We start from the raw sequence: 24,283 nt of genomic DNA, 5'->3' as shown, positions 1-24,283 counted from the left end.
ACGCGGCGCCTATACAGAAAGCCTTGCGGGACAAAGATTTAAGCAAGGCAGTCCCAAACGATTAATTGCTATGGAAACTTTTTATGCGCCGGACCAAGCGGTGCTTGCGCAGCATCCCATAGTGAGACCTGGTGCTAGACGACGTCGGATCCGGCTGATGCGAGTAGCCGCCGCGCACCCTTCTCGCGCCAAACGCAGAGGTGCATCAGCCACTTTTGACCCATATAGCCCTTAGCCAAGCACCTGCCTATTGAGCTGCCACACCGCATAGTTCAACGCCGCCGCAAAACTCACCCACAGCAGATACGGAACCAGCAACCACGCAGCAACCCGCTGCCACTTGGCGAACGCTACGATCGTCAGCACCAACGCCACCCACAGCGCCACAATATCGACAAACGCCCAAGCACCCATGTGCCAGGCAAAGAACAACCAGCTCCACAACCCGTTCAACCCCAACTGCAGCACGAACAGACCCAGCGCCCCACGCGCACTGCTCCATCCGCCGCGGCGCCAGACCAGCCACACCGATATCGCCATCATCCCGTACAGCACAGTCCACACCGGCCCGAATAACCATCCCGGCGGTGCCCAGTCCGGCCGCTGCAAGCCGGCGTAGAAGCTCGCCGCTTGGATCGATGCCGCCGCTCCCAGGGCCGCGACCAGATAGCACAGCACCAACCACCCCAGGAGTCCCAACCATCGCGATTTACTTATCATGTCGCCATCCAATCTGATTACAACCAACTTTTAAAAAAGCCGTTCACCGCAACACAAATTTCTACACCTCCGCAGCGGCAAATTCCGACCCGATAAATTCGGATACACAATTGAAACGTCAACACCCAATTAAAGCTTCGGCCTTTTAGCAAGCCACCTGAAATCCCGATCTTTACATGGGAAATTAATTCAGACAGCCCGCCAACCACTTAACCAAAAAACAACTAAACAACCATTCCGACGCAGATTTGAAGAAACCATTCTCGCAAAAATCCAATTGCACGTTTAGTTAAAAATTATATTTACTTAATTGCGATGATGGGATAGTCGTACTGGGTTGCCCAACGCCGAACTTCATCGCGCTGCACCCTGTCCAGCCTGTTCAGTGAGCCTTTCCACACACATACGGTTACGCCAGTGATCAACATAGCCCGCTTGTGGTCGTTGATTCGACACTTAAATGTGACAAAAGTCACATCTAAAGCGGACTGATCCGATGAAGATCGCGTTAAATTCGTGATGACGTAGGCTTTACGTGGGCATACGCAGTATCGCCAGTCGTCATACGCCTGGACCGCTAATGCACTGCCTTTTCCCCCAGCTTCTGCAACCACGTGCGTCGCGGCCGTCCTGACCGCACGGGCGCACTCACTCCTCTGCTCAGCCTCGCTTTGATTGCCGCATGTGTGCCCCAGGCGCACGGTGGTGAAGTGCGGCCGAACGGGGTGACTGATGCCTCCACCGCCCTCACTCCCATGCAGCAGGCTGAGCAGTTGCGCGGCCAGCAGCGCCATGCGGATGCCTTGGCCATCTATGAACGTGTACTTCGTGCGAACCCACGGGACCGTGGCGCCTATGCCATGCGTGCGATCACGCTGAGCGACCTCGGCAGCGCACAGCTCGCAGCAGAGGCCGTGTGGCGGCATCCGGACTGGTTCTCGCAGCAGGAGCGCGAGCGCATCGAAAACGATCGTGTCGCCCGCATGATCGGGTGGGCCAGCGCCGAACCCATCGACACCGCACACCGCTATGCCGAGACCGACCAGGCCCTGGTCAATGTCGCCCGCATCGAACGCGAATCACCGCCGACGCTGACGTGGGAAGCCACGCGGCTGCGCGTCGATAGCCTGGTCGCGCTCAACCAGCGGCAGCGCCATCGCGACGTCGTGGCCAACTACCAGGCGTTGAAGGCGGAAGGTATCGAGGTTCCCGCCTATGTACTGCCGACGGTCGGCGATTCGCTGATGGGCCTGCGTCGCCCGGCCGAGGCCGAAGCCGTGCTCCGGCAGGCCCTTCAGCACAATCCCGACGACTTCAATACACAGCTGCTGCTGGGCTACGCTTTGCTCGAGCAGGAACGCTTCGACCTGGCGATGCCGCTGTTTGAAAAACTCGCGGCCACGCAGGCGCCGTGGCCGCGCCGCAACGGCGCCAGCAGCGGCTACGAAAACTGGGATCGCTTCAGCGCAGACATTGCCCTGGCCACCGCACGCTCGGCGGCCAACCACAATCGCGACGCAGACGCCCTGTTGCGCGAATGCGTAGCCATCGGCCCCGACAACGCAGAGCTGCAGGCGGCACTGGCCTCGATCGAATTCCGTCGCGGGCACCCGAGCGCCGCGCTGCAACGCAATGCGATGGCCTTGACGCTGGATCCGCACCAGAAACAGGCGCGCAGTGGCGTGGTCGAAGCGCAGCGCGATCTGGATCGCCTGGATCTGGCCGCAGCGACCTTTGCGCCGCTGCGCAAGGAATATCCGGATGACGCCGGCCTGCAGCGGCTTGGCGCCTCGCTGGAACGCCAGCGCGGCTGGCAGGTACATCTCAGCCATGCGCGCGGCCGCAGCGACAACGACACCCTGACCAACAGCACCTCGCCGCTCGGCAACGACTTCGGCAGCACGCTGCTGGAAGCCGAATCGCCGCTGCTCGGCGAGCGCTGGCGCGTGGGATTGCGTGCACGCGACGATTGGGCCGATTTCCAGGACACGCGCGTACGTTATCGCAGCTTCTGGCTGGGCACGCACTACCGCTACGACCGCCTGGATGTCAGCGCCTACGGCGGACGGGCGCTCGACGAATTCGACCGCGACGGCACCGCCTGGGCGCTGGATGCCGGCTGGCGGTTTTCCGATGCCTGGTACGGCAGCCTGGCCTGGCGCACACGCGATCCGGACGCCTCATTACAAGCACGCCGTTTCGGCATCACCGGCGACAGCATCGGCGCCGCCCTGCGCTGGACACCCAACGACGAAAGCCGTTGGGAACTGCAGGCACGCCAGCTGCGCTACAGCGACGGCAATCGGCGCGATCAGCTGGATCTGTCCGGCAGCCAGCGCCTGTGGGCCAGCCCGCACGTGCTGCTCGATGGCCTGTTCGCCGCTTCGGCCGGACGCGCAGAAGACGACCGCGCCGTCAATTACTTCAATCCGCGCCGCAACTCTGCGGTGGCCGCTGGCGTGCGCATCGATCAGATCGGCTGGCGTCGCTACGACTACGCCTTCCGGCAACGGCTGGAGGTCACGGTCGGGCCGACCTATCAGTCCGGCTTCGGCAGCCAGTGGGTGCCCAGCGCGGCGTATCGACACCTGTGGTCGCTGGGCGACGGCAGTGCGCTGAGCTACGGCGTGAGCTGGTCGCGCCCGGTCTACGACGGTCAGCGCGAACAACAACTTGGATTCGACCTGGATTTCCGATGGGGAGGTACGCCTTGATCCGCCTGCCGCTGTTGCTGGTTGCCTTGCTGCTGATGACGTTCGCGTCGTCGGCGCAGGCGGGCCTGCTGGTGCTCAGCTACCACGATGTTCGCGACGACGTCGCCGCCAAGGGCGATCCCGATCGTTATGCGGTGTCCACCAGCAACTTCGCCGCGCATCTGGACTGGCTGCGCTCGCACGCCTATCACCCGGTGAGTGTGCAGCAGGTCCTGGATGCACGTGCCGGCAGGCGCGCCCTGCCCTCCAGGCCGGTGCTACTGACCTTCGACGATGGCTTGCGCAGCGTCTACACGCGTGTGTTCCCCTTATTGCAGGCCTATGGCTATCCCGCGCTGGTCGCACCGGTCACCAGCTGGGTCGAATTGCCGGCCGACCAGGTGGTGCCCTACGGCCATCGCGATTTCACCCACGATGATTTCGTCACCTGGGCGCAACTGCGCGAAATGCAGGACAGCGGCCTGATCGAAATCGGTTCGCACAGCGACGATCTGCACAAAGGTATCCCCGGCAATCCATTCGGCAATCAGACCCCGGCAGCGGTCACCCGTCGTTGGGAAGCGGGCAAGGGCTATGAGAGCGAAGCGGATTATCGCCAGCGCATCCAGACCGATCTACGCCATAGCCGCGACGCCATCGTGGCGCATCTGGGCAAACCGCCGCGCGCCATGGTGTGGCCGTATGCCGCCTACAACCGCGCCAGCAACGCCATTGCCGCGCAACTGGGCATGACGCTCAGCTTCGACCTGGAAGGCCGTTCGCACGAAGCCGATATCGGCCAGCAGGGCCGCGACCGCGTGGACGGGCAATCGCTGGCCAGCCTCGGCCGCCTCTTGCTGTTCAACAACCCCGATGTGCGCGACCTGGCCGGCGAACTGCGACGCGATCTGTCGCGCGATGGCCTGCGTGCGATCCAGATCGATCTGGATTACGTCTACGACCCGGACCCGGCGCAGCTGGCACGCAATCTCGACATCCTGGTCCAGCGCGTCAAGGACATCGGCCCCAGCCATGTGTTCCTGCAGGCCTTCGCCGACCCGGATGGCGATGGCGCAGCCGATGCGCTGTACTTTCCCAACCGGCATCTGCCGATGCGTGCGGATCTGTTCGGGCGTGTGGCCTGGCAGCTGCGCACCCGTGCAGGGGTGCGCGTGTTTGCCTGGTTGCCGGTGCTGGGCTTCCGTCTCCCCGACGCGCAGCAGCAGGCGGCGCTGCAGATTCGCGGCAACGACCCGAAGGATGTGCCGCGCCTGGACCCGGGCAATCCGCGCACGCATCAGCTGGTCGCCGACATCTACGAAGACCTGGCTGCCAACACCTACTTCGAAGGCCTGTTGTTTCACGACGATGCCTATCTGCGCGACGACGAGTTGCCTGCCTACGGCAATGGCGATCCTGCCACGCGCACGCAGCAGCTGATCGGCTTCACCCAGGAGCTGAAAGCAGCCGCCGAACGCTGGCGCCCCAAGCTGGTGACCGTGCGCAACCTGTTCGCGCAGCCAGTGCTGGAGCCGCATAGCGAAGCCTGGTTCGCGCAGCGCCTGGATGCGTTTGCTTCGGCCTACGACTACACCGCACTGATGGCGATGCCGTACATGGAGCAAGCCAACGACCCGCAGCAGTGGCTGCAGCAGCTGGCGCAGCGTGTCGGCCAGCATCCGCATGGTTTCGAGAACACCATTTTCGAACTGCAGACCGTGGATTGGCGCACCGGCAAGCCCCTGCCGGAGGGTGTGCTGCTCGAACACAGCAAGTTGCTCCTGGCTGCGGGCGTGCGCCACCTGGCGTACTACCCCGACGATTTCATCGGCGGCCACCCGTCTCTTCCCGAAGCGCGCGAGGCCATGTCGGCTCGGCAATTCCCATATATCGAGCGGTAACCGATGACGACCAGCCTCCTGTTAGGCGCCCTGTTCAACTTCGCGTTTTTCTATCCCATCATCATGGCGTTCTTCTGGATGATCGGAGGCACGTACTACTACCTGCGACGCGAGCGCGGCACACCGGGTCCCTCGTCGCCGCCACCGTTGGCTAGCGAGCCGTTCGTGTCGTTGCTGGTGCCCTGCTACAACGAGGCCAAGCATGTCGGCGAAACCATCGCCGCGATGAGTGCGCAGAACTACCCGGACTTCGAGATCATCGCCATCAACGATGGCAGCAGCGACAACACCGCCCAAGCGCTCGACGACCTCACCCACCAGCATCCGCGCCTGCGCGTGGTGCATCTGGAGCAGAACCACGGCAAGGCCAACGCACTGCGCGTCGGCACGCTGGCGTCGCGCTCGGACTATCTGGTGTGCGTGGATGCCGACGCCATCCTGGACCCGAATGCCACCCGCTGGATGGTCGGCCACCTGATCTCCGGCCCGCGCGTCGGCGGCGTCACCGGCAACCCGCGGGTGCGTAACCGCACCACGCTGATGGGCCGCATGCAGGTGGGCGAGTTCTCCGCCATCGTCGGATTGATCAAGCGTGCGCAGCGTGTTTACGGGCGGCTGTTCACCGTGTCGGGCGTGATCTGCGCGTTCCGGCGGTCGGCGCTGCATCACGTCGGCTTCTGGTCCGACAACATGGTCACCGAAGACATCGACATCTCCTGGCGTCTGCAGCTCGACGACTGGGATATCCGTTACGAGCCCAATGCGCTGTGCTGGATCCTGATGCCGGAGACCTTCCGCGGCCTGTGGATGCAGCGCCTGCGCTGGGCGCGCGGTGGTGTGGAAGTGTTGCTGAGCCATGGCCGCCGCGTGCTGTCCTGGCGCAGCCGACGCATGTGGGGCGTGCTGCTGGAATACGCGCTCAGCCTGGCCTGGGCCTACACGATGCTCTTCATCATCGTGCTGTGGCTGCTCGGCAAGGTCATCCCGCTGCCGCCTGCGCTGTACGTCGACACCATCCTGCCGCGTTGGCATGGCCTGGTGCTGGCGGTGGTGTGCCTGATGCAGTTCGCCACCAGTCTGGTGATCGAACGCCGCTACGAAAAAGGCCTGGCGCGCCAGTTCTTCTGGGTGATCTGGTATCCGGTCGCCTTCTGGATGATCGGCATGCTCACTGCCGTCATCGCCTTCCCCCGTGCCCTGCTCGCGCGCCGCAGCAAACGCGCCCGCTGGAAAAGCCCCGACCGAGGAATCCAATGACACCGCCCATCATCAACCTGCCGCAACGCCTCGGCCGCTCGCGCCGCCTCGCCTACGGCGCCGCCACCGCTGGCGCCTGGATGGTCTACTTCTATCTGTGGGCACCCCTGGCAACGCTGATCGCCTGGTTCTTCGGCCTGCGCAGCGCCTACACGGAGCTGTATCTCAAGCACAACGCGCTGGATCCGTTCGCACTGGGCGCCCTGCCGGTAATCGCCCTGATGAGCGCCATCACCACCGTCGGCTGGGCCGAGTACAACCGCATCCGCTTCGCCAAGGCCGATCAACGCAAACGCCGCCGCACCGTACTCGAACCGGAAGTCGATCAACGCCTGGGCGTCCCCGAGCAACTCGGCAGCCTGCTGCGCCATAGCCGCATCTCATCGGTGGCGATGGATAAGTTTGCAAGGCCGGTGGGAGTGCGAGTGGTGCGGCATGGGTGAATGTGTTATCGACGAAGCTGGCGCGCCGACGATATGCTCGAACACTCCGTAGTTGAACGTTCTCGCAGGATTATATTGTGCTGATGAACACGCTCAGGCCGCATACTCTGTGGTCCCCATTGGGGATCTAAGCAGGAAGCCAGCGCTCTGCAAGTGATCTCGCTCATGATGAAGTAACTACCGCAGCGGGATCGCCTTGAACCCAAGCAATACGCTGGATACCGTCCGTGACCACTAAGAACTGGACGAGATCGTCGCGGACCGGACAAAATCAGGGAAAAACGAGAGTTCTTCTAAGACGCTACGCTAGGTCGGCAGTATGCCAACCATTCTCCTGCCTCCTCATCTTCCACAGAGACACAATGTCGGCTTGGTTCAGCGATATTCGGAGCGAACTGCTGTCTGAGGTCACCTTGATCGACTACGTGACACTTTCTGCGCCTAAACAGCGCGGGGCGATGTGAATCTAAGGTGATAGTAGAAATCTTAGCTGGTAATGCCCACTACGGCACCGGAGAGAAATACTGTGCGCAGCCAATATCTGGCAGTAATGAAACTTCGGTGAGCATTTGAAAGCTTTCAGGCCTTCTCCGTGATATAGAACTTATGCTCGCGATCGAGAAATACCACATAGAAGGTATTGGTACAGAACCTTTGCTTGGTTTTAATGTGTTCAATCCCTTTTTTATCAGTGGGAACGACAAAGCCAACCAGCCTTATTTTTTGCTCGAGCCTGAAGCGTCCCCATCGCACGTCATGAGGAACACTTTGGGGATGCTTAAACTCTGATCGCAGCGGGAAGTCATTGTAAAACGTAAGCAGCCGCAACCCCCAGCCCTCTCGTTTTCCCAATCCGACAATGATCTTTCCGAATACATCTGAAGCTTCCGAAGCAGCTTACTGAGCCCCTTTACACCCCAGTCGCCCCAATCCTGACCAGGTGAGTCAGGTACAAAATAATGGAAATTGAATTTACATCTTGATGTGAGGCAATCATCCTTCGAAGCGAGCTCATTCCTGGGTAACTCCTCAAGGAATAAATCCTTACGCGCATTGCCAAACTTACTCATACACGCGGCACCCCTCCAATCTTGCCAGCATCATAGATCGGTGCCACGGGACGATCATTCCTAACTAGATCGCCTGCAACCTCGTCGAGGCGATAACCAAAACTCTCATTGTCTCGCTTGCTTACGATGAGAGTTCTGTATTTCCCGGCAATGTCCAGAACATCTGATTGGTGCGTCGTAAAAACAAGCTGAGCACCGTGCGGATTAGACTTTGAACAAGTAAAAAGCTGCAACAGCTTAGGAACGATCTTTGGATGCAAGTGTAAATCGAATTCATCAGCGAGTAGAACTCCGCCTGAGCGCATCGTTTGCTTTATTTTTGAAAGCTTATGAACAAGCGCCCTTGTCCCGCTGGACTCTGTATGCCAAGTGATCGCATTCTCGGGCGCTCCATGCACAAAAAATGGAACATACCTTTTCTTATCCTTCTCAGGATAAATAGGGTCAGGATCTTTGAACTCGTAGACAACAAACTGAGTGATTCCGGCATCAACTTCTTTCAAAAAACCTTCTACAAACTCTCGCCTATCCGGATCGGCATACAGCTCTTTAGCTACATCTGAAAGTGAAGCTTCCTCATACATCAAACCTGAAAAGGCCACGTTGCCGTTGATGTTTGAAAAGAAACCAAAAAGTCCATCCAGTTCGGAAAAATCATACTGACGTGCGGTCGCTATCACCGATACATTACTGCGCAGTTTCATAACATCAAGGAGCGACCAATCGGAGATACTTGAAACGATCCGATCACCTTCACGCCTCAGGAGCGACGTCTTCTTCTTAACCTTCCGGAAAATTTCTTCGCTTACGACCTTTCTATCCGTCATTGCCGCTTCATAGATGTAGCGGACGCCACTCACCTCGAAGTCGACAAAAAACTCGACAGGATCTTCGGAACGGAAATAAGAAGCTATCGGTATCGCAGCATTTGGCTTGGCATCGAAGGATGCTGTGGCAAACGCCCCTAAGAACGACAACGCTCGCAGAACTGTCGTTTTCCCTGCCGCATTCGCGCCCTTGACACACATTATGGTGCTAATGGATAGGCCGTTCGATATCGTTTTCGGGCAATTAGCTCCGAGTTCGAAAGAGACAGTCATCCCCTCACGGAAGCCGTAGTAGTTTCTGAACCCGAATTCCCGCAGCATCAGCACATCTCAAGCACGGCAAAAACCAAGTATCAGTCGAATTTGACGGATGGTCAATTTTTGAAGCCATGCGCAAAGGTGCAGTGAGGCAGGAGGCACTTTGCCAACTGTGTCAAAGAAACGCCTAAGTTGACTGAGGTAAAGCAAGCGGCCCAACCTAGGCGGCGCGTAACTAATCGATCATGGTGACCCCGGCCCGATTCGAACGGGCGACCTTCCCCTTAGGAGGGGGACGCTCTATCCAGCTGAGCTACGGGGCCAAGGTGGGCATTGTCGCACGATCGTTGCGATTGCCAAGCCGGCGGGTGGTCGGCGGAGCCTGCTAAAATCGGCGGCTACCGTGTCGTGGGGGGCCGCTGGCCGCCACGCGACCGTCCCGACCTTTGGAGATCCCATGTCCGCTGACCTGCTCAAGGCGCTCGACCTCGCCGCGTCCAATTCCGGTACCTATCTTGGCGAGGCGACCTGGTCGCAGGCCACCGGCGCCGGGGTGCTGCAGCCGCTCAATCCGACCACCAACGCGGTGATCGCCGAGGTGCAGGCCACCACGCCGGAAGACTACGAGCTGATCGTCCAGCGTGCACAGGCCGCCTTCAAGGTGTGGCGGACCACGCCTGCGCCGCGCCGTGGCGAAGCCGTTCGCCTGTGTGGCGAGGCGCTGCGTGCGCACAAGGATGCGCTGGGCTCGCTGGTGGCGCTGGAAATGGGCAAGAGCAAGCCCGAGGGCGACGGCGAAGTACAGGAGATGATCGACATCGCCGACTTCGCAGTCGGCCAGAGCCGCATGCTGTACGGCTACACCATGCACTCGGAGCGGCCGGGCCACCGCATGTACGAGCAGTACCAGCCGCTGGGCCTGGTCGGCATCATCAGCGCGTTCAACTTCCCGGTGGCGGTGTGGGCGTGGAATGCGTTCCTGGCGGCCATCTGCGGCGATATCTGCATCTGGAAGCCGTCCAACAAGACCCCGCTGACCGCGATCGCGACGATGAAGATCTGCAATGCGGCATTGAAGGACGCCGGCTTCCCGGACATCTTCTTCCTGATCAACGATGCCGGCACGGCGCTGTCGCAGAAGTTGGTGGAAGACACCCGCATCCCGCTGATCAGCTTCACCGGTTCGACCCAGATCGGTCGCGTGGTGGCGGAAAAGGTCGCGCACCGCCTGGGCCGTTGCCTGCTGGAGCTGGGCGGCAACAACGCCATCATCCTGGACGAGACCGCCGACCTGAAGCTGGCCATCCCGGGCATCGTGTTCGGCGCGGTGGGCACCGCCGGGCAGCGCTGCACCACCACGCGCCGCCTGATCGTGCACGCATCCATCTACGACAACGTGCTGGCCACGCTGGTCAAGGCGTACAAGCAGCTCGACAGCAAGATCGGCGACCCGACCGACCCGGCAAACCTGATGGGCCCGCTCAACAGCCAGGGCGCGGTGGAGCAGTTCCTGGCCTCGATCGCCAAGGCCAAGGCCGCTGGCGGCACGGTCGAAGTGGGCGGCACCGCGATCGATCGCCCCGGCAATTTCGTGCTGCCGGCCATCGTCACCGGGCTGCAGAACAGCGACGCGGTGGTGCAGCACGAGACCTTCGCGCCGATCCTGTACGTGATGAAGTACAGCACGCTGGACGAGGCGATCGAACTGCAGAACGGTGTGCCGCAGGGCCTGTCGTCGTCGATCTTCACCCAGAACCTGAAGGCGGCCGAGAAGTTCCTGTCGGCGGCCGGCAGCGACTGCGGCATCGCCAACGTCAACATCGGCACCTCCGGTGCGGAGATCGGCGGCGCGTTCGGCGGCGAAAAGGAGACCGGCGGTGGCCGCGAATCCGGTTCGGATGCGTGGAAGGTCTATATGCGTCGTCAGACCAATACGATCAACTACTCCGACTCGCTGCCGCTGGCGCAGGGCATCAAGTTCGATCTTTGATCGAGGTGCAGCGCGCCGGGCATCGAGCCGGCGCGCTGTCGCACGCGTACCGGAGCATGGCTGCCACGTTGCGCCTGCGCACGGCTCGGCCAATCAGCGGCGGCCTGGTGCCTGGATCATTTGCAGTGAGTCACGCTGTTGCGCACGACCTCGGTGCTCAACGTTTCATCGGCCGCTAGTCCCGATGTCGGGCACGGCCAGAGATGCAGCCTCGCCCATTCCGGTCAAAACCGGCCCCGCACCGCGTCTGGCCGCAGACGGCACGCCATTCGGGCGGCGGCTCTGGGATAATCGGCCCACGCCAGCCGTCGGCTGCCGCCACTTCAGGAGTTCATGATGAACGTCGTCGTTCGACAGACCAGTGCCATGGCCATCGTCAGCCTGGTCTCGGGCATTCTCGGCTGGACGCTGATCCCGTTCCTCGGCAGCCTCTGCGCCATCATCACCGGCCACCTGGCGCGCGGCGAAATCCGCCGCAACCCGCAGGGACTGGACGGCGACGGGCTGGCCATCGGCGGGCTGATTCTTGGCTGGTTGGCGGTTGCGCTCTGGGTGACAGGGGTGGCGATCTTCATCCTGTTCTTCGGCGGCCTGGCCTGGCTTGCGGCCGCCAACAGTTGAGCATGGCCGCGCCCTCCTCCGCCCAACGCTTCAACGACCGCGTCGCTGCCTATGTGCGCTACCGGCCGAGCTATCCGCCGCAGCTGCTGCGCTGGCTGCACGAAGAGCTGGGCCTGACGCCGGCCACCGCGGTGGCCGATATCGGTGCCGGCACCGGCATCTCCAGCCGGCTGTTTCTGGAGGCCGGTTATCCGGTCACGGCGGTGGAACCCAACCCGGCCATGCGCGCAGCCGCGCAGCAGTGGCTGGCGGAGTTCCCCAAGTTCCGCGCGGTCGACGGCACCGCCGAGGCCACCGGGCTGGTCGATGCCAGCGTCGGCTTGGTGTCCGCGGCGCAGGCCTTTCACTGGTTCGACGTGCAGGCGGTGCGTGCCGAGTGGGCGCGCATCCTGCAGCCCGGCGGGCTGGCGGTGATCTACTGGAACAGCCGCGAGCTGGACACCACCGACTTCCTGCGCGGCTACGAGCAACTGCTGCTGGACTACGGCACCGACTATTCGGCCGTGGCCGAACGCTATCAGGACGATGCCACCATGCAGGCGTGGTTCGGCGAAGGCTTCCGCGCGATGGCACGCTTTCCGAATGTGCAACGGCTGGACTTCGATGCCTTACGCGGCCGGCTGTTGTCTTCGTCGTATGCCCCGCTCGCGCATGACCCACGCCATGTCCCGATGCTCGCCGCACTGCGCACGCTGTTCGATGTGCATGCACGCGACGGGCTGATCGACTTCCAATACCAGACCCGGGTGTTCGCCGGGGGATTGAACTGACCCGCATGTATTCGCTTGCCCGCCCCTTGCTGTTTTCCCTCGATGCCGAGCGCGCCCACGCGCTGGCATTGCGCTCCATCGATGTCGCCTACCGCACCGGCACCACGCCGCTGCTGGCCAAGCGCCCGGTGCCGCTGCCGACGCCGGCCTTCGGTCTGATGTTTCCCAACCCGGTCGGGCTCGGTGCCGGCCTGGACAAGAACGGCGAGCACATCGATGCACTGCTTGCGCTGGGTTTCGGCTTCGTCGAGATCGGCACGGTGACGCCGCGGCCGCAGGAAGGCAATCCCAAGCCGCGCATGTTCCGCTTGCCGGAATACCAGGCGGTGATCAACCGCATGGGCTTCAACAACCTGGGCGTGGACGTGCTGGTGGCCAACGTGCAACGCGCGCGCCGGCGCGGCGGCCTGCTCGGCATCAACATCGGCAAGAACAAGGACACGCCCAACGAGGAAGCCACCAGCGACTACCGCTATTGCATGGAGCGCGTCTACCCGCTGGCCGACTACATCACCGTTAACATTTCTTCGCCCAACACTGCCGGCTTGCGCGAGCTGCAGGAAGAACAGGCGCTGCGCCGGCTGATCGCCGATCTGCGCGACACCCAGGAAGCCCTGGCCGCGCAACACGGCAAGCGCGTGCCGATGCTGGTGAAGGTGGCGCCGGATCTCAACGATCGCGACATCGATGCGGCCGCGCGCGTGCTGGCCGATCTGGCGGTGGATGGTGTGATCGCCACCAACACCACGGTGACGCGCACCCTGATCGCCAACCATCCGCTGGCTGCCGAGGCCGGCGGCCTGTCGGGCGCGCCGCTGCTGGGGCAATCCACGCTGGTGCTGCGCCGCCTGCGCGCGCGTCTGCCCGAGTCGATCCCGTTGATCGGCGTGGGCGGCATCAACTCCGGTGCGGATGCGGTGGCCAAGATGGCGGCCGGCGCGACGCTGGTGCAGTGCTACAGCGGCCTGGTCTATCGCGGGCCGCCGCTGATCGGCGAATGCGTGGACGCGATCCGTCGCCGCCGCGAAGCGCCCAGCGGTGGTGCGGTGTCGCCGCTATGAGCGCTGCAGCGCAGGCCGGCTGGCGCTTGAGCGAACACGCGCCCCTGCGCGCGCTCAATACCTTTCATGTCGATGCCACGGCGCGCTGGTTGCTGAGCATCCACGCACCCGATGCCTTGCCGCAGGCGCTGGCAGCGCCGGAGATCGCCGGGCAAGCGCTGCTGGTGCTGGGCAGCGGCAGCAACGTGCTGCTGGCCGGCGACCCGCCGGGCTGCGTGCTGTGTTTCGAAAACCGCGACGTCGCCATCATCGCGCACCATGCCGACCACGCCATCGTGCGCGCCGGTGCCGGCGTCAACTGGCACGCGCTGGTGCTGTATTCGCTGCAGCAAGGCTTGTCGGGGCTGGAGAATCTGGCCTTGATTCCCGGCACCGTCGGCGCCTGCCCGATCCAGAACATCGGCGCATACGGCGCCCAGGTGGGCGACTTCATCCATGTGGTGGACGCCTTCGATCTGCATGCCCAGCAGTTCGTGCGGCTGACCGCGGCCGAGTGCGCCTTTGCCTATCGCGACAGCGTGTTCAAGCAGCAGCCGGAGCGTTATCTGATCGTCGCGGTGGAATTCAATCTGCCGCTGCTGCACGAGTTGCGGCTGGACTACGCCGGTATCCGCGAGGAGCTGGCCAGCATGGGCGCCGACCTGGCCGGTGCCGCCGATGTGGCGCAGGCGGTGATCAACATCCGTCGGCGCAAACTGCCGGACCCGGATGTGCTCGGCAATGCCGGCAGCTTCTTCAAGAATCCCTTGCTGCCCAGCGAGCAGATTGCCGCGCTGCAGGCCACCTTTGCCGATATGCCGGTCTACCCTGGCGAACAGCCCGGCCAGGGCAAGTTGTCGGCGGCCTGGTTGATCGAGCAGTGCGGCTGGAAGGGCCGGCGCGAAGGCGATGCCGGAGTGTCGCCGGATCACGCCCTGGTGCTGGTCAATTACGGCACCGCCAGCGGTGCGCAGCTGCTGGACTTTGCACGGCGCATCGCCGAATCGGTGCGCGAGCGTTACTCGGTGATCCTGGAGCCGGAGCCGCGCATCATCGGAGCGCATTGGTGACTGCGCAGCAGGCATCACGACGTGCTGCGCTGTGGATGCTCACCAGTACCTTCGCCTTCGGCCTGATGGCCATCTGCATCCGGCTGGCATCGGGCACGATCGCCACCACCGAGATCGCGTTCTTTCGCAATGCGTTCGGGCTGTTGGCCCTGTTGCCGCTGATCCTGCGCGCCGGCAAGGCGCCGCGCACGCGGCAATTGCCGCAGTACCTGGCACGCACCCTGATCGGCCTGGCCTCGATGCTGTGCGGGTTCTGGGCGATCGGCCACCTGCCGTTGTCGCAGGCGATCTCGCTGTCGTATTCCACCCCGTTGTTCGTCACCGTGCTGGCCGTGGTGTGGCTGCACGAACAGGTGCGCCTGCGCCGCTGGCTGGCGGTGGCAGCCGGATTCATCGGCGTATTGGTGATCCTGCGGCCGGGCTCGTCCACCTTTACGCCCGGCCTGCTGATTGCGCTGCTGGCAGCGGTGATCAGCGCCGTGGTGGCGATCCAGATCAAGCAGCTCTCGCGCAGCGACGACTCGGACACCGTGGTGTTCTACACCTATGTGTTCTGGGTGCCGATGTCGCTGATTCCGGCACTGTTTCAGTGGATCTGGCCGCAGGGCATCGACTGGCTCTGGCTGGCGGCGACCGGCATCTTCGGCACCGCCGGCCAGCTGTTCTGGACGCGCGCGCTCAAGCTTGGCGAAGTCTCCGCACTGCAGCCGATCAGCTTCATGCAGCTGCCGCTGGTGGCGCTGCTGGGCTGGTGGCTGTTCGGCGAGGCGATCGAACACCATACCCTGATCGGTGCGGCCATCATCATCTGCGCCAATGTCTACATCGCCCATCGTGAAAGCGTGCTGGCACGTCGTGCCGCCACGCACGCACCGCTGGAAGGCGCAAAACCGGGCGAGTGATCGAGCGTCTGCGAGCGGCCTGACCGGCCTGCGCGGTGGCGTGGCGACGATGCCGACGTACACTGCGCTGGTACGCGCCCCCCGGGCATTGAAGGGGCGATGCGCACGCACTTCGTTGACTGTTCCAAGGTGAGGTCGGCATGCCGATTCCAAGCAAAACCATCGGCCTGATCGGCGGCATGAGCTGGGAATCCACCCTGCCCTATTACCGCATCATCAACCAGCGGGTGCGCCTGGCCTGCGGCGGCCTGCATTCGGCCAGGCTGTTGCTGTACAGCGTCAATTTCCATGAGATCGAGCGCCTGCAACACGCCGGCGACTGGGACGGCGCAGGCCAGGCAATGGCGGCAGCGGCGCGCGCGCTGCATGCCGGCGGTGCCGACTTCCTGGTGCTGTGCACCAACACCATGCATTGCGTTGCCGATGCGATCACCTCCGCAACGCCGCTGCCATTGCTGCATATCGCCGATGCTACCGCCGATGCGTTGATTGCCGCGGGCGTCACCCGGGTCGGGCTGCTCGGCACGCGTTTCACCATGGAACAGCCGTTCTATCGCGAGCGCCTGGCTGGGCGTGGCCTGCAGGTGCTGGTACCGCCGGCCGACGCGCGCGCGCAACTGCATCGGGTGATCTACGACGAACTCTGCCAGGGCATCATCCGGCCGGAGTCGCGCGGCTATTTCCGCCAGGTCATGGCCGACCTCGGCCAGGAGGGTGCGCAAGCGATCATCCTGGGCTGCACCGAGATTTCGCTGCTGGTGGACAGCAGCGATGCGCAGCTGCCGTTGTTCGACACCACCGCACTGCATGCCGAAGCGGCGGCGCACGCAAGTGTGCGCGACTGATCGGCACCGAAGGCGCAGCCAGCGCGCCTTTCCCGAAGTGCATGCGCCTGGCCGTGGCGGGCAAGCGTGCAAGCTGCGCGTTGCCGCAGCAATAGCACGGATGACTCATACCTCACTGCTCCAGCACGCGCATGCGCGCGGGCACCTGCCACAGGATGTCATGCCTTGAAGACCCCTTCCGCAACAGGCGCTGCACCCACAAGCCAGCTCACACGCGGCGACTACAAGACGCTGGCCCTGTCCGCGCTGGGCGGCGCGCTGGAATTCTACGACTTCATCATCTTCATCTTCTTCGCGACGGTGCTGGGAGAGCTGTTCTTTCCGCCGGGCATACCGGACTGGATGCGGCAGTTGCAGACTTTCGGCATCTTTGCTGCCGGCTACCTGATCCGTCCGCTGGGCGGGATCGTGATGGCGCACTTCGGCGACCTGCTCGGTCGCAAGCGCATGTTCGCGCTCAGCATCGGATTGATGGCCTTGCCGACGCTGGCCATCGGCGTGCTGCCGACCTACGCGCAGATCGGCCTGGCCGCCCCGCTCCTGCTGCTGACGATGCGGTTGCTGCAGGGCGCAGCCATCGGCGGCGAAGTTCCCAGTGCATGGGTCTTCGTCGCAGAACACGTGCCTGCGCAACGCAGGGGACTGGCTTGCGGAACACTGACTGCCGGCCTGGCCGCCGGGGTGTTGCTCGGTTCGCTCAGCGCCGGGGCGATCAATCGCGCCTTCACGCCGCAGGAAATCGCCGACTATGCCTGGCGCCTGCCGTTTTTGGCCGGCGGCCTCTTCGGCCTGCTTTCCGTGTATCTGCGGCGCTGGCTGCACGAAACACCGGTGTTCGCCGAGCTGATGGCGATGCGTGCCGTCGCGCGCGAAACGCCGCTCAAGCTGGTGCTGCGCGATCATCCACGCAGTGTGGCGCAGTCGTTGTGGCTGACCTGGATGGTGGCCGCCGGGGTGCTGGTGGTGTCGTTGATGACACCGACGCTGTTGCAGAGCGCGTACCACTACCCGGCAGCGGTCGCCTTGCAGGCCAACCTGCTCGCGGTCCTGCTGCAGGCGATCGGCTCGATCGTGGCCGGCGCCTTGTCCGATCGCTACGGCAATGGACGCGTGCTGCTTGCCGGCAGCGTGTTCCTGGGCGCCAGCGCCTGGCTGTTCTATCGCCTGGCCGGTGATCCGCAGTTGCTGTTCCCGCTATACGCCCTGCTGGGCGCGGCACTCGGCGTCCTGGGGGCGGTTCCGCGCGTCATGGTCGAAGCGTTCCCGCCAGTGGTGCGCCTGTCCGGCGTATCGTTCGCCTACAACCTGGGCTATGCGGTATTCGGTGGCCTGACCCCGCTGGTGGTGGTGATGTTGCTCAAGCAGCACCCGATGGGCCCGGCGTATTACATGATTCTGCTGGCCGCAATCGGCAGCGTGATCGGGCTGCAGTTGTGGCGCCGGGAGCGCGTACGTCGTTACTGAGTCAAGGCAGTACCTGTCTGCGCCACGCTCGGCACCCGCATTTTTCGCCCACCACCTTCGACGTCGCGCGGCCGTGCCCTCAGGCCGAGGTGAGATGGCGACGCCAATGCGGCCGCCGTGCGCCGCGAAACATCACCAGATACAGCCCGACCACCCATACCAGCGCAGCAGACCAGCCGCCCAGGACGTCGGAGGGATAATGCACGCCCAGGTAGATCCGCGACACGCCGACCAGCACCGCGAACAGGCTGGCGGCAGTGGTCACCGGCCAGCGCCAGCGCGTGTTCCAGGCCAGCGCGATGACCACCGCAGCGAGCGTCATCGAGCCCATCGCATGCCCGCTGGGAAAGCTGAAAGTGCTTTCCGGGGCGATCGATTCCCACAGGCTCGGGCGGTCGCGCTGGAACACCTGCTTGGCGCCCATGTTCAACAAGGCCGAGCCGCCAAAGCCGAGTGCGGCAAAGGTTCCCTCGCGCCAGCGCCGCAACATCAGCAACACCAGCACGATGGCGATATCGGCCGGGATCACCCCGTACTGGTAGCCGATCTTGGAGACCACCCCAAAAAACGCATCCAGCCCCGGCGTGGCGATGCTGCGCATGCTCCACAGCAGGGGTTCGTCGAAATAGAAATTTTCCAGCTCGTGGACTTCGTCGGCCAGGTCGACGAACAAGCCCAACGGCAGCAGCACGCCGGCAAACAGCAACGCCATGCGCCACGCATTGCTGCGCAGCCATCCCCTGAAACCGGCCGGCGATTCAGCCGGCGCGGCGGACATAGGTACGTTCGACGTACTGATCGATCAGATCGATGAACTCGTAGGCGATGTTTTCGCCACGCAAGGTGACGCTTTTTTCGCCATCGATGAACACCGGTGCCGACGGCGCCTCGCCGGTGCCCGGCAACGAAATGCCGATGTTGGCGTGGCGCGATTCGCCCGGCCCGTTGACCACGCAGCCCATCACCGCCAGGGTCATGTTTTCCGCGCCGGGGTTGCTGATCTTCCACTCCGGCATCTTGGCGCGCACATGGTTCTGCACCACGCCGGCCAGTTCCTGGAAGAACTCGGAGGTGGTGCGGCCGCAGCCCGGGCAGGCCGTGACCATCGGCGTGAAGGCGCGCTGGCCGGTGGTCTGCAGCAGCTCCTGTGCGACGATCACTTCCTGGGTGCGCGACTGGCCAGGTTCCGGCGTCAGTGAGATGCGGATGGTGTCGCCGATGCCTTCCTGCAGCAGCACGCTCAGCGCGGCGGCGGAGGCCACGATGCCCTTGCTGCCGATGCCGGCCTCGGTCAGACCCAGATGCAGCGCAAAGTCGCAGCGGCTCGCCATGTCGCGATACACCGCAATCAGCTCCTGCACACCGGATACCTTGGCCGACAGGATGATGCGCTCGCGCGCCAGCCCCAGTTCCACCGCGCGCTCGGCCGAATCCACTGCCGAACGGATCAAGGCCTCGCGCAGCACGCGGCCGGCATCCCAGGGGGTGTCGCGTTGCGAGTTCTCGTCCATCAGCTGCGCAGCCAGCGACTGGTCCAGCGAGCCCCAGTTGGCGCCGATGCGCACCGGTTTGTCGTACTTGATCGCGAACTCGATCAGCTGCGCGAACTGCAGATCCTTCTTCTTGCCGAAGCCGACATTGCCCGGATTGATGCGGTACTTGGCCAGCGCTTCGGCGCAGGCCGGCTCGGCGGCGAGCAACTGGTGACCGTTGTAATGGAAATCGCCGATCAACGGCACCTCGATCCCCATCATGCGCAGCTTGTCGACGATGCGCGGAATGGCCGCAGCCGACTCGGCGTTGTTGACGGTCAGGCGCACCATTTCCGAGCCGGCGCGCCACAGGTCGGCCACCTGCTTGACGCTGCCGGCGATGTCGGCGGTATCGGTATTGGTCATCGACTGGACGACCACCGGGTGGCCGCCGCCCACAGTCACGCTGCCGATCTTGACGGCCTGGGTGATGCGGCGCGGCCAGGCGGTGGCGTCGGCGGGAGGGGTTGGGCGAGTCACGGCATCGTACATCGCGGTATTTTAGCCTGTCATCGGTCCGCTCACAGCTGAAGCGCTGCGCAGGCCGTCTTCCGGGCCGATGCGACGGTTTGTCGCAGGCCGCCACGCCCCCGAGCGCATAGCATTGCCGTGATGAATTCCTCAGACGCCTCCTTCCTGCGGACCCTGTGCAGCCTGCGCTGGCTGGCCACCGCCGGCCAGGCCGCCACCATCCTGGTCGCCACCGGCCTGATGGGCCTGGACCTGCCGCAGCAACCCTTGTGGGCCGGCGTGGCCGCACTGGCGGTGTTCAACCTGTATGCGCAATTGCGGGTGGCCCACCGTGGCGCGGTCAGCCCGGCCACCGAGTTCGGCCACATCCTGGTCGATGTCACCGTGCTGACCTGGATGGTGGGCTGGAGCGGCGGCATCGCCAACCCGTTCGGCTCGCTGTTCCTGGTGCTGATCGCACTGGCCGCGCTGGCCCTGCCGCTGGGCTGGGCGATGGCCGTGGCGGCGTCCTGTGTGGCCGGCTATGTGATCAGTGCGGCGTTCGGCCTGCCGCTGCCCTACGGCAGCTTCGACCCGCTCAGCCTGCACATGTGGGGCATGGCCGCCAACTTCCTGCTGTCGACGGTGGTGGTGCTGGCCTTCGCCACCCGGCTGGCCTTGTCGATGCGCGAACGCGAGCGCGAGATCTCCACGCTGCGCGAGCGCTTTGCGCGTAACGAGGGCATCGTCGCGCTGGCCACGCACGCGGCCTCGGTGGCGCATGAACTCAACACGCCACTGGCGACGATGACCCTGCTAGTCGACGACATCGCCGACCAATGCGACCAGGGCGAATTGCGCGAGGATCTGGACACCCTGCGCGAGCTGCTGGTGCAGTGTCACGAGCGCGTGCTGGCGCTGGCCGCACCGGCCGACAACGGCCACCTCAGCCGCGAAGTGGCGGTCAAGGACGTGCTGGAACAATGGCGGCTGGTGCGCCCGACCATCGAGCTGCGCCGCAACGACGATGCACCGATGCGCCTGCTGCTGCAGCCCGGCGTCAGCCATCTGCTGATGGTGCTGCTCAACAATGCGGCCGATGCCGGCGAACGTGCCGGCCGGCCGCAGATCGATCTCACCCTGCGCGTGGAGCAGGACCATCTCAGCGGCGAAGTCCGAGACTATGGTCCGGGCTTCGACACCTCGCAGGCCATGCTGCCGGGCACATTGTTCAACAGCGGCAAGCACGACGGCATGGGCGTCGGGCTGGCGCTCTCGCACGCCACCGTCGAGCGGCTGCAGGGCGAATTGTGGATGCTGCCCGCCGAAGGCAGCGGCGCCCGCGTCGGTTTCCGTCTGCCGCTCTCCGAACACGAGGCACTCGCATGACAAGCACTCCCCTGCGTACCGGCCTGCTGGTCGACGACGACACCCTGTACCTGCGCACGCTGCAGCGCAGCCTCGCCCGCCGCGGCGTGGAAACCCTGACCGCCACCGACGCGGTCAGTGCCCTGTCGACCGCGCGCAGCGCCTTGCCCGATTTCGCCTTGATCGATCTCAAGCTCGGCCACGATTCCGGCCTGAGCCTGATCCAGCCGCTGCGCGAGATCCGCGCCGACATGCGCATCCTGCTGGTCACCGGCTACGCGAGCATCGCCACTGCGGTAGAGGCGATCAAGCTCGGCGCCGACGACTACCTGCCCAAGCCGGCCAATATCCCGACCATCATGCGGGCGCTGGGCGAAGAGGACGACGAGCTGCCGGAGCCGGACGAAGAAGAAACCGCGCGGGAAATGATGACACCGCTCAGCCGCCTGCAGTGGGAGCACATCCAGCAGGCGCTGCACGAAACCGGCGGCAATGTCTCCGCCGCCGCACGCCTGCTCGGCATGCACCGCCGCTCGCTGCAGCGCAAGCTGACCAAGCGGCCAAGCCCGGGGCCGTTACGCGAGCCCGGGCGCTGAGACCTCACATCGAGACGTTGAACCGTGGCGTTTTTCAGGCGCTACGCGAGGCTTGATTCCGTTCAGCCATGGCGCTGTTTTGGGCGCGGTCCGATACATAGCTCAAACGCTCGGTGAGTCGAGAGCACGGTGCCCTCGCCGCTTGTAGGACACGCCGTGCATCCGTCCATGGAGGCTCCTTGGCGGCATCCATGCCGCCAAGGGTCCAGCAACCGGCAAGGACACCGCGCCAGAGAGTTGATCGGCTGTTTTCTTGAGAAGCGTGTTGCTCGGATTGCGGCAGCAGCTGCGACGTTTGCAGCTTGCGTGTTGAAAGCCCGTTTGCTGCTCGGCTTGCGACGCGAAAATGGTCAGAGGTTGATCGACCGCTTAGTGATCCGACCGGTGCACGTCCTGCGTCGCTTCCACTATGACACCGACCATCTCGACTGGTCCTTGCCCGCTCACCGTCGCGGGACCTTACGCGGCATGGATGCCGCGTAAGAGCCTACAAGGACGTACTTGCGGCGTGTCCTGCGATGGTGGGCGGGCAAGGGCCCTGCAGGAAGCTCACAGCATCGAGAGCGCGGCGAGGACACCACACCGGTTGCCGGCTGTTTTGTTGAACACCATGCACACCGACCATCTCGACTGGTCCTTGTCCGCCCACCGTCGCGGGACCTTACGCGGCATGGATGCCGCGTAAGAGCCTACAAGGATGTACTTGTGGCGTGTCCTGCGATGGTGGGCGGGCAAGGGCCCTGCAGCAAAATCACAGCGTCGAGAACACGGCGAGGACACCGCACCGGTTGCCGGCTGTTTTGTTGAAAACCATGCACACCGACCATCTCGACTGGTCCTTGCCCGCCCACGGTCGCGGGACCTTACGCGGCATGGATGCCGCGTAAGAGCCTACAAGGATGTACTTGCGGCGTGTCCCGCGATGGTGGGCGGGCAAGGGCCCTGCAGAAAACTCGCAAGTCGGAAGCTCTGCAAGCGACCCATCCACGCATCCCGAAAAAAACCAGAGACGCTGACCGCAGGGCATCACTCTCACCGTGGCCCGAACACGCTCGCCCTGCGCGAGGTCGCGGTGATGCCATCGGCGCCCAGGATCAGGTTGCGCCCCCAGCTGCTGAGGCGCGTGGCGTTCCAGCCGATTGCGATATCCAGCGATTGCGTGCTGCTGTCGTTGCCCGACCACGACCAGCCCAGATAGCCGACGTTGTAGTCGCGGGCGCGGCGCATGATCGCTGCCTCGTCCACGTGCGCGCCGCGATGGTCTCCACCGAACTCGCCGATCACCAGCGCCAGCTTTTTATCGCGGAAGGCGCGCAGATAATTGTTGACCGTCGCATCGCTGCCGAACACTTCGTACATGTGCACGCTGAAGATCAGGTTGCGGCGGCTGTCGCGCGCCAGCAACGCGGCAGCGTTGTCGCGCATGTAGAACTTCCAGTCCTGGCCCCAGTTCGGCGCATCCACCATCAGTGCGTGAGTCAGTCCTGCCTTGCGCAATGCGGCGATTGCGGTTGCATGGCCGTTGACCCATTCGCTGGCGCTCAACTGATTGCCGAACGGCTCGTTGCCGATGTTGATGATGACCTGGTCTTCGTTGCCGATCAGCGCCTTGCGGATGCTGGTCCAGTACGCAGTAGCGTGGGCGAGGCCAGCGGCAGCGCCGTCTTCGCCATAGCCGGTGGTGTCGTGCACTTCCAGCACCGCGATCAGGCCCAGGCTCTTGCAACGCGCGATGATGCGCGACACCTCGGCCTCCGGCGTGCGGTTCCAGCGATAACCGGAACTGAGCACCACGCGCACGCTATTGGCGCCGGTGGCAGCGATGGCGGCCAGGGCCGCGTCGGTGCGGCTCGCGTACCAGGCATGCGGCAGATTGACGCCACGCAGGACCACGGTGTTGCCATTGGACTCACGCAGTTGTGTGCCGGACACCGACAGCCCCGCGTGCGCGGCAGACGACACTGCCAGGCCTGCAACGACCAGCAGCATGCGGTGGGCAAAACGAGACAACGGTGATTTCACGATCGATTTTTCCAGACAGAGGGGAGGAGGACGAGCGATGGCAGCACTCACAGTGCGCGTGAACACTGTGTCAATTTGACGTGCCAGCCGACGCAACCCCTGTCACATATCGAACAAGCGCCGAAACAAGTGCGCTGAACGATTACGTTGTGGGGGACAAGGCAGGCGCACCCTCAGTCATCGGCGAGGGGGCGGCAATGTTTAGCGGTCGTGCGCCAGCGCCGACCACGACGCCGCACGTTTGCTTACATCACGCATGACGCGTGAGTCAGAGCGACCGTCGACCTGGCGCGTAGGCCGCCTGGTCATGCTGTGGCCTGATGCCATCGCACCGCTGTTGTCCCTGCAGCGGCGTTGGCGCAGCCATCGCGCGGCAATGCCGCCTCAACTGAACGCCACCTAGCAGCGTCGATCAAGGGATTACGCTTCAGGCCGATAGAAGCA

The 24,283-nt window shown here is 63.8% G+C and carries 20 protein-coding genes and 1 tRNA gene; 14 read left to right on the top strand and 7 right to left on the bottom strand.

Going from position 1 to position 24,283, the window contains the following annotated elements; translation table 11 throughout:
• Window positions 1-231: 231 nt before the first annotated feature.
• Both ACCQ04_RS09065 and ACCQ04_RS09060 read right to left on the bottom strand, forming a co-directional pair.
• Complete coding sequence (locus ACCQ04_RS09065; RefSeq protein WP_226427763.1) at window positions 232-720, bottom strand: TspO/MBR family protein; 489 nt, start codon at window positions 718-720, stop codon at window positions 232-234.
• Window positions 721-1,022: 302 nt separating this feature from the next.
• Window positions 1,023-1,514, bottom strand: a complete 492-nt coding sequence (locus ACCQ04_RS09060; protein ID WP_226427873.1) for a hypothetical protein — start codon at window positions 1,512-1,514, stop codon at window positions 1,023-1,025.
• Between ACCQ04_RS09060 and ACCQ04_RS09055 the strand changes: the two genes are divergently transcribed.
• Genes ACCQ04_RS09055 through pgaD form a run of 4 tightly spaced genes read left to right on the top strand, consistent with a single transcriptional unit; the run spans window position 1,476 to window position 7,014 of the window.
• Window positions 1,476-3,434 carry a tetratricopeptide repeat protein gene (locus ACCQ04_RS09055; protein WP_226427762.1) on the top strand — a complete coding sequence of 653 codons (1,959 nt, stop codon included), beginning with the start codon at window positions 1,476-1,478 and terminating at the stop codon, window positions 3,432-3,434. The genes ACCQ04_RS09060 and ACCQ04_RS09055 overlap by 39 nt on opposite strands.
• Window positions 3,416-5,314: a poly-beta-1,6-N-acetyl-D-glucosamine N-deacetylase PgaB gene (gene pgaB / locus ACCQ04_RS09050; RefSeq protein ID WP_226427761.1), complete on the top strand. Its 1,899-nt coding sequence runs from the start codon at window positions 3,416-3,418 to the stop codon at window positions 5,312-5,314. Before ACCQ04_RS09055 ends, pgaB begins: the two co-directional genes overlap by 19 nt.
• Window positions 5,315-5,317: 3 nt before the next feature.
• Complete coding sequence (gene pgaC / locus ACCQ04_RS09045; RefSeq protein ID WP_226427760.1) at window positions 5,318-6,571, top strand: poly-beta-1,6-N-acetyl-D-glucosamine synthase; 1,254 nt, start codon at window positions 5,318-5,320, stop codon at window positions 6,569-6,571.
• Window positions 6,568-7,014 carry a poly-beta-1,6-N-acetyl-D-glucosamine biosynthesis protein PgaD gene (pgaD, locus tag ACCQ04_RS09040; protein ID WP_024937760.1) on the top strand — a complete coding sequence of 149 codons (447 nt, stop codon included), beginning with the start codon at window positions 6,568-6,570 and terminating at the stop codon, window positions 7,012-7,014. The genes pgaC and pgaD overlap by 4 nt, the downstream gene beginning before the upstream one ends.
• A gap of 1,066 nt (window positions 7,015-8,080) precedes the next feature.
• Here pgaD and ACCQ04_RS09035 read toward each other — a convergent pair.
• The gene (locus tag ACCQ04_RS09035; protein ID WP_226427758.1) at window positions 8,081-9,232 is read right to left on the bottom strand and encodes an AAA family ATPase; all 1,152 of its coding nucleotides are present in this window, start codon (window positions 9,230-9,232) and stop codon (window positions 8,081-8,083) included.
• A gap of 183 nt (window positions 9,233-9,415) precedes the next feature.
• Window positions 9,416-9,492, bottom strand: a tRNA-Arg gene (locus ACCQ04_RS09030).
• Window positions 9,493-9,626: 134 nt separating this feature from the next.
• Here ACCQ04_RS09030 and amaB point away from each other — a divergent pair.
• The 8 genes from amaB (at window position 9,627) to ACCQ04_RS08990 (ending at window position 17,871) form a co-directional block, all read left to right on the top strand.
• Window positions 9,627-11,159: an L-piperidine-6-carboxylate dehydrogenase gene (gene amaB / locus ACCQ04_RS09025; RefSeq protein ID WP_102252462.1), complete on the top strand. Its 1,533-nt coding sequence runs from the start codon at window positions 9,627-9,629 to the stop codon at window positions 11,157-11,159.
• A gap of 336 nt (window positions 11,160-11,495) precedes the next feature.
• The gene (locus ACCQ04_RS09020) at window positions 11,496-11,780 is read left to right on the top strand and encodes a DUF4190 domain-containing protein (RefSeq protein ID WP_226427757.1); all 285 of its coding nucleotides are present in this window, start codon (window positions 11,496-11,498) and stop codon (window positions 11,778-11,780) included.
• A gap of 2 nt (window positions 11,781-11,782) precedes the next feature.
• Complete coding sequence (locus tag ACCQ04_RS09015; protein ID WP_226427756.1) at window positions 11,783-12,550, top strand: class I SAM-dependent methyltransferase; 768 nt, start codon at window positions 11,783-11,785, stop codon at window positions 12,548-12,550.
• Between the two features lie 5 nt (window positions 12,551-12,555).
• Window positions 12,556-13,611 carry a quinone-dependent dihydroorotate dehydrogenase gene (locus ACCQ04_RS09010; RefSeq protein ID WP_039521311.1) on the top strand — a complete coding sequence of 352 codons (1,056 nt, stop codon included), beginning with the start codon at window positions 12,556-12,558 and terminating at the stop codon, window positions 13,609-13,611.
• Window positions 13,608-14,660, top strand: coding sequence for a UDP-N-acetylmuramate dehydrogenase (murB, locus tag ACCQ04_RS09005; protein WP_226427755.1), 1,053 nt, complete (start codon window positions 13,608-13,610; stop codon window positions 14,658-14,660). Before ACCQ04_RS09010 ends, murB begins: the two co-directional genes overlap by 4 nt.
• Window positions 14,654-15,562 carry a DMT family transporter gene (locus ACCQ04_RS09000; RefSeq protein ID WP_226427754.1) on the top strand — a complete coding sequence of 303 codons (909 nt, stop codon included), beginning with the start codon at window positions 14,654-14,656 and terminating at the stop codon, window positions 15,560-15,562. The genes murB and ACCQ04_RS09000 overlap by 7 nt, the downstream gene beginning before the upstream one ends.
• A gap of 140 nt (window positions 15,563-15,702) precedes the next feature.
• A complete protein-coding gene (locus tag ACCQ04_RS08995) occupies window positions 15,703-16,407 on the top strand; it encodes an aspartate/glutamate racemase family protein (protein WP_039527607.1) in 705 nt (234 codons plus the stop codon).
• 165 nt (window positions 16,408-16,572) lie between these two features.
• Complete coding sequence (locus ACCQ04_RS08990) at window positions 16,573-17,871, top strand: MFS transporter (RefSeq protein WP_226427753.1); 1,299 nt, start codon at window positions 16,573-16,575, stop codon at window positions 17,869-17,871.
• 79 nt (window positions 17,872-17,950) lie between these two features.
• Here the strand turns inward: ACCQ04_RS08990 and ACCQ04_RS08985 are convergent, their stop codons facing one another.
• On the bottom strand, window positions 17,951-18,649 hold the full coding sequence (locus ACCQ04_RS08985) for a phosphatase PAP2 family protein (RefSeq protein ID WP_226427752.1): 699 nt from the start codon (window positions 18,647-18,649) through the stop codon (window positions 17,951-17,953).
• On the bottom strand, window positions 18,630-19,895 hold the full coding sequence (gene ispG / locus ACCQ04_RS08980; RefSeq protein ID WP_024940821.1) for a flavodoxin-dependent (E)-4-hydroxy-3-methylbut-2-enyl-diphosphate synthase: 1,266 nt from the start codon (window positions 19,893-19,895) through the stop codon (window positions 18,630-18,632). The genes ACCQ04_RS08985 and ispG overlap by 20 nt, the downstream gene beginning before the upstream one ends.
• A gap of 120 nt (window positions 19,896-20,015) precedes the next feature.
• On the opposite strand from ispG, the gene ACCQ04_RS08975 reads away from it, so the two are divergent.
• Together ACCQ04_RS08975 and ACCQ04_RS08970 are read left to right on the top strand one after the other, a co-directional pair.
• Window positions 20,016-21,242, top strand: a complete 1,227-nt coding sequence (locus ACCQ04_RS08975; RefSeq protein ID WP_016903101.1) for an ATP-binding protein — start codon at window positions 20,016-20,018, stop codon at window positions 21,240-21,242.
• Entirely contained in the window at window positions 21,239-21,817 is a 579-nt protein-coding gene (locus tag ACCQ04_RS08970) for a response regulator transcription factor (RefSeq protein ID WP_226427751.1), read from the top strand. Before ACCQ04_RS08975 ends, ACCQ04_RS08970 begins: the two co-directional genes overlap by 4 nt.
• 1,032 nt (window positions 21,818-22,849) lie before the next feature.
• On the opposite strand, the gene ACCQ04_RS08965 is transcribed toward ACCQ04_RS08970, so the two are convergent.
• Window positions 22,850-23,806: a glycoside hydrolase family 5 protein gene (locus tag ACCQ04_RS08965; protein WP_046342393.1), complete on the bottom strand. Its 957-nt coding sequence runs from the start codon at window positions 23,804-23,806 to the stop codon at window positions 22,850-22,852.
• Between the last annotated feature and the right edge of the window lie 477 nt (window positions 23,807-24,283).

This window comes from Xanthomonas sp. NCPPB 2866, assembly GCF_041475745.2.
GTDB classification, from domain to species: domain Bacteria; phylum Pseudomonadota; class Gammaproteobacteria; order Xanthomonadales; family Xanthomonadaceae; genus Xanthomonas; species Xanthomonas arboricola.
This window is presented reverse-complemented; position numbering and strand designations above follow the sequence as displayed.

Bases quoted from the DNA above. Each gene is read 5' to 3' on its own strand.
- ACCQ04_RS09065 (WP_226427763.1), bottom strand. From the start codon at position 720: ATGATAAGTAAATCGCGATGGTTGGGACTCCTGGGGTGGTTGGTGCTG.
- ACCQ04_RS09055 (WP_226427762.1), top strand. From the start codon at position 1,476: ATGCAGCAGGCTGAGCAGTTGCGCGGCCAGCAGCGCCATGCGGATGCC.
- ACCQ04_RS09060 (WP_226427873.1), bottom strand. From the start codon at position 1,514: ATGGCGCTGCTGGCCGCGCAACTGCTCAGCCTGCTGCATGGGAGTGAG.
- pgaB (WP_226427761.1), top strand. From the start codon at position 3,416: ATGGGGAGGTACGCCTTGATCCGCCTGCCGCTGTTGCTGGTTGCCTTG.
- pgaC (WP_226427760.1), top strand. From the start codon at position 5,318: ATGACGACCAGCCTCCTGTTAGGCGCCCTGTTCAACTTCGCGTTTTTC.
- pgaD (WP_024937760.1), top strand. From the start codon at position 6,568: ATGACACCGCCCATCATCAACCTGCCGCAACGCCTCGGCCGCTCGCGC.
- ACCQ04_RS09035 (WP_226427758.1), bottom strand. From the start codon at position 9,232: ATGCTGCGGGAATTCGGGTTCAGAAACTACTACGGCTTCCGTGAGGGG.
- amaB (WP_102252462.1), top strand. From the start codon at position 9,627: ATGTCCGCTGACCTGCTCAAGGCGCTCGACCTCGCCGCGTCCAATTCC.
- ACCQ04_RS09020 (WP_226427757.1), top strand. From the start codon at position 11,496: ATGAACGTCGTCGTTCGACAGACCAGTGCCATGGCCATCGTCAGCCTG.
- ACCQ04_RS09015 (WP_226427756.1), top strand. From the start codon at position 11,783: ATGGCCGCGCCCTCCTCCGCCCAACGCTTCAACGACCGCGTCGCTGCC.
- ACCQ04_RS09010 (WP_039521311.1), top strand. From the start codon at position 12,556: ATGTATTCGCTTGCCCGCCCCTTGCTGTTTTCCCTCGATGCCGAGCGC.
- murB (WP_226427755.1), top strand. From the start codon at position 13,608: ATGAGCGCTGCAGCGCAGGCCGGCTGGCGCTTGAGCGAACACGCGCCC.
- ACCQ04_RS08995 (WP_039527607.1), top strand. From the start codon at position 15,703: ATGCCGATTCCAAGCAAAACCATCGGCCTGATCGGCGGCATGAGCTGG.
- ACCQ04_RS08985 (WP_226427752.1), bottom strand. From the start codon at position 18,649: ATGTCCGCCGCGCCGGCTGAATCGCCGGCCGGTTTCAGGGGATGGCTG.
- ispG (WP_024940821.1), bottom strand. From the start codon at position 19,895: ATGTACGATGCCGTGACTCGCCCAACCCCTCCCGCCGACGCCACCGCC.
- ACCQ04_RS08975 (WP_016903101.1), top strand. From the start codon at position 20,016: ATGAATTCCTCAGACGCCTCCTTCCTGCGGACCCTGTGCAGCCTGCGC.
- ACCQ04_RS08970 (WP_226427751.1), top strand. From the start codon at position 21,239: ATGACAAGCACTCCCCTGCGTACCGGCCTGCTGGTCGACGACGACACC.
- ACCQ04_RS08965 (WP_046342393.1), bottom strand. From the start codon at position 23,806: ATGCTGCTGGTCGTTGCAGGCCTGGCAGTGTCGTCTGCCGCGCACGCG.